Source organism: Cedecea neteri NBRC 105707 = ATCC 33855, from assembly GCF_001571265.1.
GTDB classification, from domain to species: domain Bacteria; phylum Pseudomonadota; class Gammaproteobacteria; order Enterobacterales; family Enterobacteriaceae; genus Cedecea; species Cedecea neteri.
In genome coordinates this window covers 69,374-84,592 of sequence record NZ_BCTL01000030.1, presented here as the reverse complement: position 1 = coordinate 84,592, position 15,219 = coordinate 69,374, and the positions used below count along the sequence as shown (strand labels likewise).

The following is a 15,219-nucleotide window of genomic DNA, read 5'->3' as shown; positions in this document are numbered from 1 at the left end:
CTCCTTTGCTTAACGTTCTACCGTCAGGAACGGCATACCTGAATCAATACTGGACTGCGGCGTTACGCGGATCACTTCCCGGTAATCCTCGCTATTGCTGACAATTATTGGCGTAGCGAGGTCGTACCCGGCGGCGAGAATGGCCTCGCGGTCAAACTCAATGAGCAGATCGCCGGGTTTAATTTTGTCCCCCGGCTGGACGTGCGCGGTGAAGTGCTGTCCATCCAGCTTCACCGTGTCGATACCAATGTGGATTAAAACTTCGATGCCGCTGTCGCTCAGCAGGCCAATGGCGTGGCGAGTCTGGAACAGCGAGGCAACTTCACCGTAAAACGGCGCACGGACCTCGTTGCTCAGCGGAATGATGGCCGCCCCCTTGCCTAATAATCCCCCGGCAAAAGTGGCGTCCGGGACCTGTTCCATCGCCAGTACGGTGCCGCTCATCGGGGCCAGAATGTCTTCATCTCCGGCAATGGCCGTTGGTAATGAAGCTGACTGCACGCTGCGCGGCAGACCAAAGGCCCAGGTTAACCCGCAGGCCAGCAGCAGCGACAGTACGGTACCGATAATCGCGCCCCACACAGTGCTGTCCATGCCACCCGGAGGCAGCATTTGCGCCAGGCTGAAAATGCTCGCCAGGCCGAAGGAGTAAAGGTTGCTCTGACTAAAGCCGACGATAGCCCCGCCGATTCCCCCGGCAATACAGCCAAAAATGAAGGGGCGGCGATTAGGCAGCGTCACGCCGTAAACAGCGGGTTCGGTAATGCCGAAGATCCCGGCGGTGACCGCCGAACCGGACAGCACTTTAAGTTTTGCGTCTCGCGTGGAGAGGAAGACCCCGAGCGTGGCCCCCACCTGCCCCATCACCGCCGGAAGCAGGAGCGGCATCAGCGTATCGTGACCCAGCACGCTGAGGTTGTTGATCATGATCGGCACCAGCCCCCAGTGCAGGCCGAAGATCACGCAGATCTGCCAGATAGCCCCCATCACGGTTCCCGCCAGCCACGGCGCAAAGGCGTAAATAGCCTGATAGCCATGCGCCAGCATTTGGCTCAGCCAGGTTGCTGCCGGGCCAATAACCAGAAACGTCAGTGGAACCACGACGCCCAGGCAGATCAAGGGGGTGAAAAAATTCTTCATCGCCGCCGGGAATACCTTGTTGCAGCGCTTTTCTAGCCAGCAGCTGACCCAGGCGGCAAAGATAATCGGGATGACCGACGAGCTGTAGTTGATAAAGGTCACCGGAATGCCAAGAAAACGTTCCGGCTGGGATGCGGCCTCAAAAGCCTGAGTAATCAGAGGATGCGTTAAAGCTCCACCGATGGCCATGGTCAGGAACGGGCTACCGCCAAACTTTTTCCCGGCCGTGTAGCCCAGAACCAACGGGAAGAAATAAAACAGCGAATCGCTGGCGGCAAACCAGATTTTATAGGTGGCGGATTCGGTATTTAGCCAACCGCAAACAACGCCAAGCGACAGCATCCCCTTAAGAATACCGGAGGCGGCCATCACGCCCAGGAAGGGGGTGAAAATTGCCGAAACGATATCGATAAGCCGGTTCAATGGATTGCTTTTTTCGTCCCGGATTTCTTTTGTTATGCCTTCTTCACTGATGCCTGCCGCAGCACAAACTGCCGTGTAGACATCGTGAACGTGGTTGCCAATGACTACCTGAAATTGACCACCGCTCTCCACCACCGTGATAACGCCCGGGTTGCTCTTCAGCGCCTGAGGCTCTGCGAGCCTGGGTTCATTCAGCTTGAAGCGTAGCCTGGTCGCACAGTGCACCAGGCTAACGATGTTCTCCTTCCCGCCGACATGTTTCAGAATGTCTTGCGCCAGCCCTTGATAGTCCATAACCGCTTTCCTTTTACGTCACGCCCGCAGGCGAAATGTGCTGAGTAAGGTTAAAAAAAAAACCTGAGCCGGCCACCCCGTAGGGAAGACAATGCTCAGGTTTTGCCTGCCGAAGCAGTAACAATCCGTCTTGTTGTTTAAGCCTTTTGGCTCTCTTTACGTACCCGCTCGATATGGATGGCGAGGAACATTATTTCTTCGTTGGTCAGCTCACGCTGATAGCTTTTGGCGAGGTGGCGCTGAAGTTTTTCCGCACAGCGCCACGCCAGCGGATAGTTCTCTTTCACCGCCACGTGCAGCGTTTCGTCATCATCCGGGACGGTGGCCCGATTTAGCATTCTTTGGGCAAAGAACTTCAAATGGGTCACGAAACGCTGGTAGCTGAGGCTCTCTTCCTGGTACTCAATTTGCAGTTGGTACTTCACGATATGTAGGATTTCCTGCATCACTCGGGTGACGTCCATGACCTCCGGCATCTCCCCTGCAAGCTGGGCGGTGACCAGGTGCAGAGCAATAAACCCCGCCTCGTCTTCCGCCAGCCGTACGCCAAGGCGTTGGTCGATAATGCCAAGCGCTTCAACACCCAGGGCAAACTCCTTAGGATAAAGGCGCTTGATCTCCCAAAGCAGCACATTGCGGATAGCCATGCCCTTTTTCTGACGCTCAATCGCAAAGTGGCAATGGTCGGTGAGCGAAATGTAGAGACTTTCCTGCAGCTTGCCGAGCCGCTCACGCGCCAGTTGAATAATCCTGTCGCAGGCGGTCATCACCTCCAGCGGGATCTTATTCAACAGTTCACTTAGCCGCGCCACCAGCTCATCACTTTGCAGGGCAAAAACCTTTTCTATCTTGCTGCGGTCGAGACTATCGCCGGGATGCTTTTGAAAACCCAGCCCCTTTCCCATCACCACCTGCTCGCGCTGGTGCTCGTCGAGGATAACCACTACGTTGTTGTTCAGTATCTTGGCAATTTCCATGGTTACCCCAGAAACAAAAAAACCTGACCTCTGGCAGAGCCAGATAATCAGGTTTTGCCTGCTAAGCGCAGTAACAATCCAACTTCCGCACTCTATCACGGAGAATATATCGCTCAAGCCTGCGGGGCGAAAAGCGTGATAGCGATCGCGGCACCGCGTTGCTATTTAGCTTCAGTCTCAGCGGCAAACAGCTTGCGGTACTGCTCGTCAAACTGCGGCGCGTTCCACTCTCCGTCAAAAACGGTCCAGGTGATGTACCCGCGATTCAGCCAGCCGGTATCGGTGTCAGTGTCCACCGGCGTCAGCACTTTATCACTCATGATTTGCTGCGCTTTGCCGTCCGGGAGCAGCTTGTAATAATGCTGCGGCACCGGGTTACGCTCGTTCTCAACAAATTTCACGCCCTTAACGGCCTTCTTTTCCAGAGGCGGATAGTTGATGCTCAACCCCGAGCCAGCAGGGAACAGTGGCTTGCCCGGCTGCCAGTTTTTCGCCAGCGTATCCACCAGGCTTGCGATATAATCCACGGAGTCCGGCCAGTATTTATGGGTACTCGGCCATCCGGCCTTCATCTCCTCCTCGCTGAGAATGTAGCCAATACTGGCGGCAATGGAAGGATAACCATAACGAACCGCGCGAGCCGCAGCACCGATGGTGCCAGAATTTAGCTGAGCAACACCGGTATTAGGGCCGTCGTTCACGCCGGATATCACCAGATCCGGAGGCGTCTCTTTCATCACGCCCAGCACGCCGAAGTCAAGGGAGTCTGCGGGGGTGCCAGGGAAGCAGTAGCGTTTGTCGGCCACTTTTTTAACATCAAATATTTTATTTGGCTTAAAGGTAATGGCCGAACCAATACCGCTTTGATTAGTCGCGGGGGCGACCATCCAGACGTCATACCCTTTCGCCGCCAGTTTCTCCTGCAATGACGTTGTCCCCACAGACTGACAGCCATCGTCATTGACCAGCAGAATGCGCATTGGGCGCTCGGCGGCAAAGGCAGAGGCCGCCATTAACGTAAGCACCAGCCCGGCGATAATTTTCTTTTTCATGTTCACTCCTTATTTATGACGTAATCAAAATAAATTAAACCGATATTCCACGCGTACGCTTCCCCCCACGCCTTTAGCGCGACGGAAATTATGATTTTTTTCATCCAGGGCAGGCATTCTGGCAAGGGTTAACTTCCAGCCATAACTCGGACCGAAGCCAGCAAATACATTCAGGCCTTTTATCTGCGGGCTATGCCATAGAAAATACCCCCCGTACTCCCACTCTTTTAAATCAACACCTTTATATTGCATCCCAAAGCCGTAATTACCGTATATACCAACCAATAATTCAGGCAGGATCTGATACTGGCTGTATAAATACAGCATTTGTTCGCCGTCATTGACGTAGTCATTACCTTCGCCATCGGCTTTGCTATTAAAGGCACCTCGAGTGTTTTTACCAAAATGCCAATAGAATTGACCTAAACCGTTATCCAGAGAGGCTCGGGTATGCGACCAGCCAAGCCCGGACTCAGACCTCCCGTATTGATAACCGACAAGAGCAAAAAGGTGCTGTGCGCTGCGGCTAAAGCCACGGGCGCCCTCCCAATCGCTGAGACCGCGAGCATAATAGTAAGTGCTCCGCGCCAGGAGATTGAAATCTTTACCGAGCGGCACCACGGCGTTAGCCTCAAGCCCGTGGCGGAGAAGATAACTATCGCTTTCAGCGGCAATGTAGCTGATTTTACTGCCCTTTGTAGGAGCCCAGCTCAGTTCGCTTGTCGCGATATAGTCAATTTGCTTGTTTGTTTTTAGGGTTCGGAAGCGGCGTTTTTCCGGTTCATCGCGCTCAGAAAAACGGTTAACAACGGCGGCCTTTGCGCCAAAGTCATCCCACGCAAACTCAGCGCTTACGCCTTCCCAGGTACTGGGGGCAGCACGGCTGCGGGTAACGTTTAACGCACCAAATTTATAGAGTTGACGCCAGCCAGCCCAAAGATTGAGGTGCCGCTCTGAGTCACCCCATCGTGCTTTAGCGTACAGTTGCCCAAGTTTATTGAAGCCTTGAGCTTTGCCGTTTTTGTCCCGCAATAAGTCCCTGCCGTAGAAGGCATCGTTAGCGTACAGCTTCGCTACGCCATACCACGACGCGTCGACCCCAACGTGATCCCACAGCCAGCCGCTTTGCCAGTCCAGATGCAGCGCCTGAGCCCAGGCAGTTTGATCACCAATACCCTGATCCGCCATCGCGTCGGTGGTATTCAACATCCAGACATTTTTTAAGGTGGCATCGAGATGGCTGTCTGTGAGCAGGCCGCCGTCATAGTGAGAATAGCTGGCCAAAGCCGCGGGCATACCTCCCAGAGTAAATAGCAGCATCATGCCACCGGTTATTTTCGTGCGTGAGTACATGATAAACGTCCCTTGTTTTAATAAAAAAAAGCAAAAAAAAACCTAAATTCATTTCCCGACAACCGGAGAATGAATTTAGGTTTTGCCTGTTAGACAGTAACAATCCTTGATGTAATTTGTGTCGCTATAGTGGCATCACACCAAAATAACCTCCAGCACTAAATAAAATAAAAGGTGAAATTTGTGACCTTGATTCAGGAAAGAATGTAAGAAAAGAAATTCATCAGAAAAAACGCCCGTTAATTAAAAGATCAATTAACGGGTTCTTTAGAAAAGTTTATTTTAATGCACCAATAATATTGGCAATTTCACCGGACGTTTTTAATGTACGAATTACAGTAAACAGTTCCGTTGCCTCAACGTATTCTTTACGCAAGTAGCCAAGCCATTGTTTAATCCTTGCCACGTGATACAACCCGGTATCACCCTGTTTCTCCAGGCGGCTATATTTTTGCAACAACGTCACGACATCGGCCCACGGCATCCTCGCTTCGTTGTATTTAATAACCCGACTCAGGTTCGGCACATTCAGCGCCCCGCGTCCAATCATCACCGAATCACATCCCGTCGTGGCCAGGCAATCCTGCGCGCTTTGCCAGTCCCAGATTTCCCCGTTTGCGATGACTGGAATCGCCAGCCGCTGGCGAATTTCTCCGATAGCCCCCCAATTGATCAGCTCGGCTTTATAGCCGTCTTCCTTAGTTCTGCCGTGAACCACCAGCTCCGTTGCGCCCGCCTGCTGTACAGCATCAGCAATTTCAAACTGCCGCGCGCCGCTATCCCAACCGAGCCGAATTTTTACCGTGACCGGTAAATGCGCTGGAACTGCCTCGCGCATGGCTTTCGCCCCGCGATAAATGAGTTCAGGATCTTTGAGCAAAGTCGCGCCGCCGCCGCTGCCGTTGACCAGTTTTGACGGGCAACCGCAGTTTAAGTCCACGCCCCACGAGCCCAGCTCGACGGCACGTGCGGCGTTCTCAGCCAGCCACTGTGGGTACTGCCCTAGTAGCTGAACGCGGACCAGCGTTCCAGACGGCGTGCGGCTGGCGTGGTTAAGTTCAGGGCAAAGTTTGAGAAAGGATTTAACCGGTAAAAGCTGATCGACCACGCGAAGAAATTCGGTGATACAGAGATCGTAGTCGTTAACCTCGGTAAGAAGCTCGCGAACTAAAGAGTCGAGAACCCCTTCCATCGGGGCAAGAAGAACACGCATGACGCATCCGATAATATTTGTGTTGTTGTCCCCTCACCCGGCCCTTTTCCCAAAGAGGAAAGGGCGAACACAGGGCGTCTTTAATCCCCTCTCCCTTTTAGGGAGAGGGTTAGGGTGAGGGTATAAAAAACTTACTGCGCTGACGCTGGCTTACGCGGCGGACGACGACGACGGGCATTTTCACCTGCCGGCTTCGCTGCACCTTCGCCCTGCGGTTTACTGCTGCGACGCGGACCGTTATTACGATCGCCGGAGGCATTAGCGCTACCGCCATTACCGCTGCGACGCTGACCCTGCCCCTGGTTTTGACCACCGCGACCGCCCTGGCCACCACGACCACCGCCGCCACGCTGCTGGCGACCATTCACGATTGGCTCAGCCGGAATCGACGGATCAACATCAAAACCAGGCAATGCGATACGTGGGATCTCGCGCTTCAGCAGACGTTCGATGTCACGCAGCAGCTTATGCTCGTCCACGCACACCAAAGACAGTGCTTCGCCAGTGGCTGCCGCACGGCCGGTACGGCCAATACGGTGCACGTAGTCTTCCGGCACGTTTGGCAACTCGTAGTTAACAACGTGCGGCAGTTCTTCAATGTCCAGGCCACGAGCCGCGATATCGGTCGCCACCAGAACGCGAATACCACCGCTTTTGAAGTCAGCCAGTGCACGCGTACGAGCCCCCTGGCTCTTGTTACCGTGGATTGCCGCCGCGGTGATACCGTCTTTTTGCAGTTGCTCTGCCAGGTGGTTAGCGCCGTGTTTGGTGCGGGTGAACACCAGCACCTGCTGCCAGTTACCTTCGCCAATCATCTGCGACAGCAGTTCCCGCTTGCGCTTTTTGTCCACAAAATGAACGTGCTGTGTGACCTGCTCAGACGCCGTGTTGCGGCGAGCCACTTCGACTTCTTCCGGGTTATGCAGCAGCTTTTCAGCCAGCGCTTTAATGTCGTCGGAGAAAGTTGCCGAGAACAGCAGGTTCTGGCGGCGCGCAGGCAGTTTAGCCAGCACGCGACGAATGTCATGAATGAAGCCCATATCCAGCATACGGTCGGCTTCATCCAGCACCAGGATCTCGATCTGATCGAGTTTCACCGCGTTCTGATGCTCAAGATCCAGCAAACGGCCTGGCGTTGCTACCAGCACATCCACGCCGCCGCGCAGCTTCATCATCTGCGGATTAATGCTCACGCCGCCGAAGACAACCAGCGAGCGAATATTTAAATATTTGCTGTAGTCGCGGACATTCTCACCAATCTGCGCCGCCAGTTCGCGGGTTGGGGTGAGGATCAGCGCACGCACCGGGCGACGGCCCTTCAGGTGAGGCGCGCTGTCGGTCAGACGCTGTAACAGCGGCAGGGTAAAACCTGCGGTTTTGCCGGTGCCGGTTTGGGCGCTGGCCATCAGGTCACGGCCTGATAAGACTACCGGGATTGCCTGGCGCTGGATTGGGGTAGGCTCACGATAGCCCTGCTCTTCCACCGCACGCAAAATATCGGCATTCAGGCCGAGAGAATCAAAAGACATAGGAACTCCAGAACCGCCCTGACCGCATTGTGCGGTGTAGTTTCCAGGGGGAACATCACGCGCCAGCGCTAAGCTGGCGAAGAGAGGAGGCGCAAACCACGGCGCCGTTCGCGTGCAGTGTAGCAGTTTTTGTGATCTTCCGCATAAATTCTCACTATCTGCCGCGCTAACAGAATAAAGCCTTGCGCTGGACAGGGTTGATAACTTTGCTTACTCTTAATCAATCGATTGATTAACATTTTAAGAGGTCGGTATGACACCTTCGCCGACGCCCGTCACCAGCCGCGGAGAGCAGGCTAAAAATACGCTGATCGCCGCCGCGATTGCGCAATTTGCCGAGTACGGCATGCACGCCACGACGCGAGATATCGCCGCCCAGGCCGGGCAAAATATCGCCGCTATCACCTATTACTTTGGCTCCAAAGACGCGCTTTATCTGGCTTCCGCACAGTGGATCGCCGACTTCATTAGCAGTAACTTCCACGAGCATGTTGCAGCCGCAGAAGCCCTGCTGTGCCAGCCAGAACCGGACAAAGAGAAAATACGGCATCTTATTCATACCGCACTCGGGCAAATGATCGCCCTGCTGACCGCCGACGACACGCTTAACCTGAGTAAATTTATCTCCCGAGAACAACTTTCTCCCACCGCCGCTTACCAGCTTATTCACCAGCAGGTTATCGACCCCATGCACTCCCTGCTGACCACGCTGGTGGCGCACTATACCGGGCGAGATCCCTTTGATACCGACACCATTTTGCATACCCACACGCTGCTCGGCCAGGTGCTGGCCTTCCGGCTTGGGCGAGAAACAATTCTGTTGCGCACCGGCTGGCCTCAGTTTGACCAGGCAAAGGTGCAGCAAATAAGCCGCGTGGTGCTGAGCCACGTTGATTTCATCCTGCAGGGATTATCCGTAAACAGAGGAAACGCTAGTGATGAACAATAAGAAGCCGGTGATTGCCGTCATTGTGATTGTAGCGCTCGTGGCCGCGGCGTTTGGCGGCTGGAAATGGTACCAGAGCCAGCAAAACAGCGAGCTGACGCTCTACGGCAACGTGGATATCCGCACCGTTAACTTGAGCTTCCGCGTGGGAGGACGGCTCGCGGCGCTTGAGGTTGATGAAGGCGATGCGATCAAAACCGGTGAACCCCTCGGGCTGATAGATAAAGCGCCTTATGAAAACGCTTTGCGTCAGGCCGAAGCCAACGTTGCGGCCGCCCAGGCCAAATACGATTTAATTATTGCGGGCTACCGCGATGAAGAAATAGCCCAGGCTGCGGCGCAGGTTAACCAGGCACAGGCGGCCTATGACTACGCGCAAAACTTCTACCAGCGTCAGCAAGGGCTGTGGGCGACCAAAACCATCTCGGCGAATGACTTAGCTAACGCCCGCTCATCCAGCGATCAGGCAAAAGCCACGCTGAAAGCGGCCCAGGATAAGCTCAGCCAGTACCGCAGCGGCAACCGCCCGCAGGAAATTGCTCAGGCGCAGGCCAGCCTGCAGCAGGCCAAAGCGCAGCTGGCACAGTCGCAGCTCGATCTGCAGGACACCACTCTTATTGCCCCTTCTGACGGCACGTTGCTGACCCGCGCGGTGGAGCCTGGGAGTATGCTTAATGCGGGCAGTACGGTACTCACCCTTTCACTCACTCGCCCGGTATGGGTTCGCGCATATATCGACGAAACCAATCTGGGGCAGGCCAAACCCGGCAGCGAACTGCTGATTTATACCGATGGCCGCCCGGACAAGCCTTACCACGGTAAAGTGGGCTTTGTGTCTCCGACGGCGGAGTTCACCCCGAAAACGGTTGAAACGCCGGATTTGCGCACGGATTTAGTCTACCGCCTGCGCATTATCGTGACCGATGCAGATGACTCGCTGCGTCAGGGCATGCCAGTTACGGTGAAATTCAACGGCGGAACACAGCATGAGCAACAATGACGCGGTCATTCGCCTGCAGGGGCTGGTGAAGCGTTTCCCTGGACTTGAAAAGCCAGCCGTCGCCAGCCTTGATTGCGAAATTCACGCGGGAGCGGTGACCGGACTGGTTGGCCCCGACGGCGCGGGGAAAACCACGCTGATGAGGATGCTTGCCGGGCTACTTCAGCCTGGCGAGGGATCCGCCTCAGTCATCGGCCTTGACCCGATTAAAGACGATCGCGCCCTGCACGCAGAACTGGGCTATATGCCGCAAAAGTTTGGCCTGTACGAAGATTTGACGGTAATGGAAAACCTCACGCTTTATGCCGACCTGCGAGGCGTGACCGGGGAGCAGCGTAAGAGCACGTTTGCCCGGCTGCTGGAGTTTACATCTTTGGGGCCATTTACCGGGCGCCTGGCGGGCAAGCTCTCCGGTGGGATGAAGCAAAAGCTTGGCCTCGCCTGCACCCTGGTCGGCCAGCCGAAAGTGCTGCTGCTGGATGAGCCGGGCGTGGGCGTTGACCCTATTTCAAGGCGCGAACTGTGGCAGATGGTGCACGAGCTGGCGGGCGAAGGCATGCTGATTCTCTGGAGCACGTCATACCTGGATGAAGCCGAGCAGTGCCGGGAAATTTTGCTGATGAACGAAGGTGAGCTGCTTTATCACGGCGCGCCGAAAGCGCTGACGCAGAAGATGGCCGGGCGTTCGCTGCTGGTCAGCCATGAGCACGAAAACAACCGCCAGCTTCTTCAGCGGGCCCTGAAGCTGCCGCAGGTAAGCGACGGCGTGATTCAGGGGCGTTCGGTACGGCTGATCCTTGCTAAGGATTCCAACATCAGCGAACTGGCTAACGCGTTGAATGTTCCCGAGACCAGCCTGAAAGAAACCGATCCGCGCTTTGAAGATGCTTTTATTGATTTACTGGGCGGTGCCGGGGCTAACGAATCGCCACTCGGCGATATTCTTCATACCGTTGACGGTGAGTCCGGCGAGACGGTGATTCAGGCCGAAGAGCTGACCAAAAAATTTGGCGACTTTGCGGCAACCGACCACGTTAATTTTGCCGTTAAGCGCGGCGAAATCTTCGGGCTGCTCGGCCCCAACGGCGCGGGGAAGTCCACCACCTTCAAGATGATGTGCGGTTTGTTAGTCCCCACTTCGGGCAAGGCGCTGGTACTGGACATGGATTTGAAAACCAGCTCAGGCAAAGCACGCCAGCATCTTGGCTATATGGCTCAGAAATTCTCGCTTTACGGCAACCTGACGGTAGCGCAAAACCTGCGTTTCTTCTCCGGGGTTTATGGCCTGCGCGGACGTGCCCAACAGGACAAAATTAACCGCATGAGCGAGGCGTTTGCGCTGCAGCCTATCGCCAACAGCACCACAGACTCGCTTCCACTTGGCTTTAAGCAGCGGCTGGCGCTCGCCTGCTCGCTGATGCACGAGCCGGACATTCTGTTTCTTGATGAACCGACTTCCGGCGTCGACCCGATTACCCGGCGCGAATTCTGGCTGCATATCAACAGCATGGTGGAGCAAGGCGTCACGGTGATGGTGACCACTCACTTTATGGATGAGGCCGAATACTGCGACCGAATCGGGCTGGTGTACCGCGGCAAGCTGATAGCCAGCGGCACGCCGGACGACCTGAAGCAGCAGGTGGCGGACGACGAAACGCCGGATCCGACCATGGAGCAGGCGTTTATCGGGCTGATTCACGAATGGGATAAGGAACACAGCGATGAGCGAACATAGCCAAAGAGTATCGTGGCGCCGCGTCCGCGCCCTGTGCGTGAAAGAAACGCGGCAAATTGTGCGCGACCCCAGCAGCTGGTTAATCGCCGTGGTTATCCCACTTCTGCTGCTGTTTATCTTCGGCTACGGCATTAACCTGGATTCCAGCCGTCTACACGTCGGCGTCCTGATTGAACAGCAAAGCGAAGATGCACTGGACTTCAGCCACGCGATCAGCGCTTCGCCGTTTATTCAGCCCACCATCAGCGATAACCGCGAGCAGCTTATTCAGTTGATGCAGGCCGGGAAGATTCGCGGCATGGTGACTATCCCTCCCGATTTTGCACAGAACATGGCCCGCCCGGGCGCAACGGCCCCGATTCAGGTGATCACCGACGGCAGCGAGCCCAATACGGCTAACTTTGTGCAGGGGTATATGCAGGGGATCTGGCAGCTTTGGCAGCAGCAGCGGGCGGAAGACCGTGGCGAACATTTTGAGCCGCTAATCGACGTGCAGCTGCGCTATTGGTTCAACCCCGCCGCCATCAGTCAGCACTTTATTATTCCCGGCGCTGTGACCATCATCATGACGGTTATCGGCGCGATACTGACCTCTCTGGTCGTGGCCCGGGAATGGGAGCGCGGCACCATGGAGGCCCTGCTTTCCACTCAGGTAACGCGAACCGAGCTGCTGCTCTGCAAGCTGGTGCCTTACTACGTGCTGGGCATGCTGGCGATGCTGCTTTGTATGCTGGTGACGGTATTCGTCCTCGGCGTGCCGTGGCGCGGCTCGCTGGTGCTGCTTTTTCTGATAACCAGCCTGTTTTTACTCAGCACGCTGGGCATGGGACTGCTGATTTCCACCATTACGCGTAATCAGTTCAACGCCGCTCAGGTAGCGCTAAACGCCGCATTTTTACCGTCCATCATGCTGTCCGGCTTTATTTTCCAGATAGACAGCATGCCGGCGATTATCCGGGCAGTCACCTACGTTATTCCGGCGCGCTACTTCGTCAGTACGCTGCAAAGCCTGTTCCTGGCGGGGAATATCACCTCTGTGTTAATCGTCAATACGCTGTTTTTGATTGCCTCGGCGGTGATATTTATCGGCCTGACGGCGCTGAAAACCAAACGTCGGCTCGATTAAGGGAGAAAGCATGTTTTATCGTTTATGGACGTTAATTCGCAAAGAGCTGCAGTCGCTGCTGCGTGAACCTCAAACCCGTGCCATCCTGATTTTGCCGGTGCTGCTACAGGTGCTTTTGTTCCCGTTTGCCGCCACGCTTGAGGTGACTAATGCCACCATCGCTATCTATAACGAAGACAACGGCAATCACTCGATTGAACTGACCCAGCGTTTTGCCCGCGCCAGCGCCTTCAGCCATGTACAGCTGCTGAAAAGCCCGCAGGAAATACAGCCGACGATAGACAACCAAAAAGCACTTCTGTTAATTCGCTTCCCGGCGAATTTTTCGCGCGATATTGCCAGTCAGAATCCGGCGAAGCTGCAAATCCTGCTCGACGGACGTAACTCAAACAGCGCGCAGATTGCCGCGAATTATCTCCAGCAAATCGTCAATAACTATCAGCAAGAGCTAATGACCGGCCAGCCAAAACCCAACAATAGTGAGCTGACTATTCGCAACTGGTATAACCCTAACCTTGATTACAAATGGTTTGTGGTGCCGTCGTTGATAGCGATGATAACCACCATCGGGGTGATGATTGTAACGTCCCTTTCGGTTGCCCGCGAACGCGAGCAAGGCACGCTCGATCAGCTGTTGGTTTCTCCCCTGGCCACCTGGCAAATCTTTATTGGCAAAGCGGTTCCAGCCCAAATTGTCGCGCTGGTGCAGGCCACCATTGTGCTGGCTGTAGGTATTTGGGGGTATCACATCCCCTTCTCCGGCTCGCTGCTGCTGTTTTTCTTCACGATGATCGTCTACGGGCTGTCGCTGGTGGGGTTCGGGCTGCTGATTTCCGCCCTCTGCTCAACCCAGCAGCAGGCATTTATCGGCGTGTTTGTCTTTATGATGCCGGCGATTCTGCTCTCCGGCTATGTCTCGCCGGTAGAAAACATGCCGGTTTGGCTGCAGGATTTAACGTGGATAAACCCAATTCGTCATTTCACCGACATCACGAAACAGATTTACCTGAAGGATGCGAGCTTTGGGATTGTCTGGCAGAGTCTGTGGCCGCTGCTGGTCATTGCGGCCACAACGGGTTCAGCGGCGTACTGGATGTTTAGGCGTAAGATTGCGTGACTTGTCTTTCGCGAGCAGAGAGAAGATAGCCGGTCCGGCGAGCATTGCCAGGCCGGCCAGCGCCAGAATCAGGTGACTCTGCACCACGCGTGACAGTAGCCAGAGGGCAATCATCGCGTTGCCAAAATACCAGGTGGTGGTCAGCTCTTCGAGGAAATCACCAATGTCGCGCAGCAGGCCGGTATGAAAACGCTGGAAGATAAACATCATGACCACGGTGGCAACATAAAGCAGGCACAGCCCCACGCCTACGGGGATCAAGGTCGCCGTTTTCCAGCCAACGAGCAGGGCAGCGACTACCGCAAGATGCAGCATAATCTGCCAGCAACCCAGTCCGGTTCTCACTCTTACACGTTGTTGCCACTTCATGCTTTATCTCCTGGAGTATTTCTTCCTGTTAATCAGAGTACGCAAGTGTACGGAAATTTCCTCAATACGCCCCCTTTTTGTGACAGATATTGCAATATATTTCCGTTCAGACAGGAAAAAGTAGCGAGAGGAAAAGCAAAATTGAGAGGAAACGCCCTCTCCCGAAGGAGAGGGGTGTGCATATTAACGGCGATTGCCAAAGATACGCAACAGCATCAGGAACAGGTTGATGAAGTCGAGATACAGCGTCAGGGCACCAAGAATTGAGTACTTACGCAGCATTTGCGCGTCGCGGGTATCAATTTGCTCGCCGATGTTTTTCAGTTTCTGCGTGTCGTAAGCAGTTAATCCCACAAACACCACCACGCCGATGTAGGTGATAGCCCACATGAGCGCATCGCTTTTCAGCCAGAAGTTAACCAGCGAAGCCAGTACAATCCCGATCAAGGCCATAAACAGCATGTTGCCGAAGCCGCTCAGGTCACGTTTGGTGGTGTAGCCATAGAGGCTCATGGCGCCAAACATCCCACCGGCCACCACAAACGTGCTGGCAATAGACGAATAGGTGTACACCAGGAAAATGCTCGCCATGGTCAACCCGGTCAGCGCCGAGTAAAGCATGAACAACGAAGTCGCCACGCTAGCGCTAAGCTTGTGCACCATGCCGGAGAGCACAAAAACCAGCCCCAGTTGAACGATAATCAAACCAAAGAAGGTGATCTTACTGGAGAAGACAAACTCCATAACCGCCGGGGTATTCGCTGCGTACCACGCGATAAAGGCGGTTAAAAGTAGACCGCAGGTCATCCAGCCGTAAACTTGCGCCATAAAGGTCTGAAGGCCCGTATTGGCACGCTGTACGATAGTCTCATTGGGACGCGGGAATCGGTCCATGATGCTTCCTCTGTGTTGTGTATTAAGCTTCTAACGCGAGCTGTTTGGCTC

Annotated in this window: 13 protein-coding genes; 5 read left to right on the top strand and 8 right to left on the bottom strand. The window is 54.9% G+C overall.

Going from position 1 to position 15,219, the window contains the following annotated elements; all coding sequences use genetic code 11:
* Positions 1-9: 9 nt before the first annotated feature.
* From bglF to rhlE, 6 genes are all read right to left on the bottom strand, one after another.
* The gene (gene bglF / locus CNE01S_RS13760) at positions 10-1,857 is read right to left on the bottom strand and encodes a PTS beta-glucoside transporter subunit IIABC (RefSeq protein WP_061276823.1); all 1,848 of its coding nucleotides are present in this window, start codon (positions 1,855-1,857) and stop codon (positions 10-12) included.
* Between the two features lie 137 nt (positions 1,858-1,994).
* On the bottom strand, positions 1,995-2,834 hold the full coding sequence (gene bglG, locus CNE01S_RS13755; protein WP_061276822.1) for a transcriptional antiterminator BglG: 840 nt from the start codon (positions 2,832-2,834) through the stop codon (positions 1,995-1,997).
* 161 nt (positions 2,835-2,995) lie between these two features.
* Positions 2,996-3,886 carry a 5'/3'-nucleotidase SurE gene (surE, locus tag CNE01S_RS13750; RefSeq protein ID WP_061276820.1) on the bottom strand — a complete coding sequence of 297 codons (891 nt, stop codon included), beginning with the start codon at positions 3,884-3,886 and terminating at the stop codon, positions 2,996-2,998.
* A 24-nt stretch (positions 3,887-3,910) separates the two neighbouring features.
* Positions 3,911-5,209: an OprD family outer membrane porin gene (locus CNE01S_RS13745; protein WP_245874284.1), complete on the bottom strand. Its 1,299-nt coding sequence runs from the start codon at positions 5,207-5,209 to the stop codon at positions 3,911-3,913.
* 307 nt (positions 5,210-5,516) lie between these two features.
* Complete coding sequence (gene dusC, locus CNE01S_RS13740; protein WP_061276816.1) at positions 5,517-6,452, bottom strand: tRNA dihydrouridine(16) synthase DusC; 936 nt, start codon at positions 6,450-6,452, stop codon at positions 5,517-5,519.
* A gap of 131 nt (positions 6,453-6,583) precedes the next feature.
* Positions 6,584-7,981: an ATP-dependent RNA helicase RhlE gene (rhlE, locus tag CNE01S_RS13735; RefSeq protein WP_061276815.1), complete on the bottom strand. Its 1,398-nt coding sequence runs from the start codon at positions 7,979-7,981 to the stop codon at positions 6,584-6,586.
* Positions 7,982-8,234: 253 nt separating this feature from the next.
* Between rhlE and cecR the strand changes: the two genes are divergently transcribed.
* From cecR to CNE01S_RS13710, 5 genes are read left to right on the top strand one after another with little or no spacing between them, the layout of a single operon-like run.
* Complete coding sequence (cecR, locus tag CNE01S_RS13730) at positions 8,235-8,930, top strand: transcriptional regulator CecR (protein ID WP_061276813.1); 696 nt, start codon at positions 8,235-8,237, stop codon at positions 8,928-8,930.
* Positions 8,920-9,927, top strand: a complete 1,008-nt coding sequence (gene hlyD, locus CNE01S_RS13725; RefSeq protein WP_061276812.1) for a secretion protein HlyD — start codon at positions 8,920-8,922, stop codon at positions 9,925-9,927. Before cecR ends, hlyD begins: the two co-directional genes overlap by 11 nt.
* Positions 9,914-11,662 (top strand): ATP-binding cassette domain-containing protein, encoded by a 1,749-nt coding sequence (locus CNE01S_RS13720; RefSeq protein ID WP_061276811.1) that lies wholly within the window; start codon positions 9,914-9,916, stop codon positions 11,660-11,662. Before hlyD ends, CNE01S_RS13720 begins: the two co-directional genes overlap by 14 nt.
* Entirely contained in the window at positions 11,649-12,788 is a 1,140-nt protein-coding gene (locus tag CNE01S_RS13715) for an ABC transporter permease (RefSeq protein ID WP_061276810.1), read from the top strand. The genes CNE01S_RS13720 and CNE01S_RS13715 overlap by 14 nt, the downstream gene beginning before the upstream one ends.
* A gap of 10 nt (positions 12,789-12,798) precedes the next feature.
* The gene (locus tag CNE01S_RS13710; RefSeq protein WP_061276808.1) at positions 12,799-13,905 is read left to right on the top strand and encodes an ABC transporter permease; all 1,107 of its coding nucleotides are present in this window, start codon (positions 12,799-12,801) and stop codon (positions 13,903-13,905) included.
* Here the strand turns inward: CNE01S_RS13710 and CNE01S_RS13705 are convergent.
* Entirely contained in the window at positions 13,867-14,274 is a 408-nt protein-coding gene (locus tag CNE01S_RS13705; protein WP_039291296.1) for a YbhQ family protein, read from the bottom strand. The two genes, CNE01S_RS13710 and CNE01S_RS13705, sit on opposite strands and share 39 nt — an antisense overlap.
* Before the next feature lie 183 nt (positions 14,275-14,457).
* On the bottom strand, positions 14,458-15,168 hold the full coding sequence (locus tag CNE01S_RS13700; RefSeq protein ID WP_061276805.1) for a Bax inhibitor-1/YccA family protein: 711 nt from the start codon (positions 15,166-15,168) through the stop codon (positions 14,458-14,460).
* Positions 15,169-15,219: the final 51 nt, after the last annotated feature.

Excerpts from the sequence above, each read along its gene's own strand:
- CNE01S_RS13715 (WP_061276810.1), top strand. The coding sequence starts at position 11,649 with ATGAGCGAACATAGCCAAAGAGTATCGTGGCGCCGCGTCCGCGCCCTG.
- cecR (WP_061276813.1), top strand. The coding sequence starts at position 8,235 with ATGACACCTTCGCCGACGCCCGTCACCAGCCGCGGAGAGCAGGCTAAA.
- CNE01S_RS13700 (WP_061276805.1), bottom strand. The coding sequence starts at position 15,168 with ATGGACCGATTCCCGCGTCCCAATGAGACTATCGTACAGCGTGCCAAT.
- CNE01S_RS13710 (WP_061276808.1), top strand. The coding sequence starts at position 12,799 with ATGTTTTATCGTTTATGGACGTTAATTCGCAAAGAGCTGCAGTCGCTG.
- bglF (WP_061276823.1), bottom strand. The coding sequence starts at position 1,857 with ATGGACTATCAAGGGCTGGCGCAAGACATTCTGAAACATGTCGGCGGG.
- rhlE (WP_061276815.1), bottom strand. The coding sequence starts at position 7,981 with ATGTCTTTTGATTCTCTCGGCCTGAATGCCGATATTTTGCGTGCGGTG.
- surE (WP_061276820.1), bottom strand. The coding sequence starts at position 3,886 with ATGAAAAAGAAAATTATCGCCGGGCTGGTGCTTACGTTAATGGCGGCC.
- bglG (WP_061276822.1), bottom strand. The coding sequence starts at position 2,834 with ATGGAAATTGCCAAGATACTGAACAACAACGTAGTGGTTATCCTCGAC.
- CNE01S_RS13720 (WP_061276811.1), top strand. The coding sequence starts at position 9,914 with ATGAGCAACAATGACGCGGTCATTCGCCTGCAGGGGCTGGTGAAGCGT.
- CNE01S_RS13705 (WP_039291296.1), bottom strand. The coding sequence starts at position 14,274 with ATGAAGTGGCAACAACGTGTAAGAGTGAGAACCGGACTGGGTTGCTGG.
- dusC (WP_061276816.1), bottom strand. The coding sequence starts at position 6,452 with ATGCGTGTTCTTCTTGCCCCGATGGAAGGGGTTCTCGACTCTTTAGTT.
- CNE01S_RS13745 (WP_245874284.1), bottom strand. The coding sequence starts at position 5,209 with ATGATGCTGCTATTTACTCTGGGAGGTATGCCCGCGGCTTTGGCCAGC.
- hlyD (WP_061276812.1), top strand. The coding sequence starts at position 8,920 with ATGAACAATAAGAAGCCGGTGATTGCCGTCATTGTGATTGTAGCGCTC.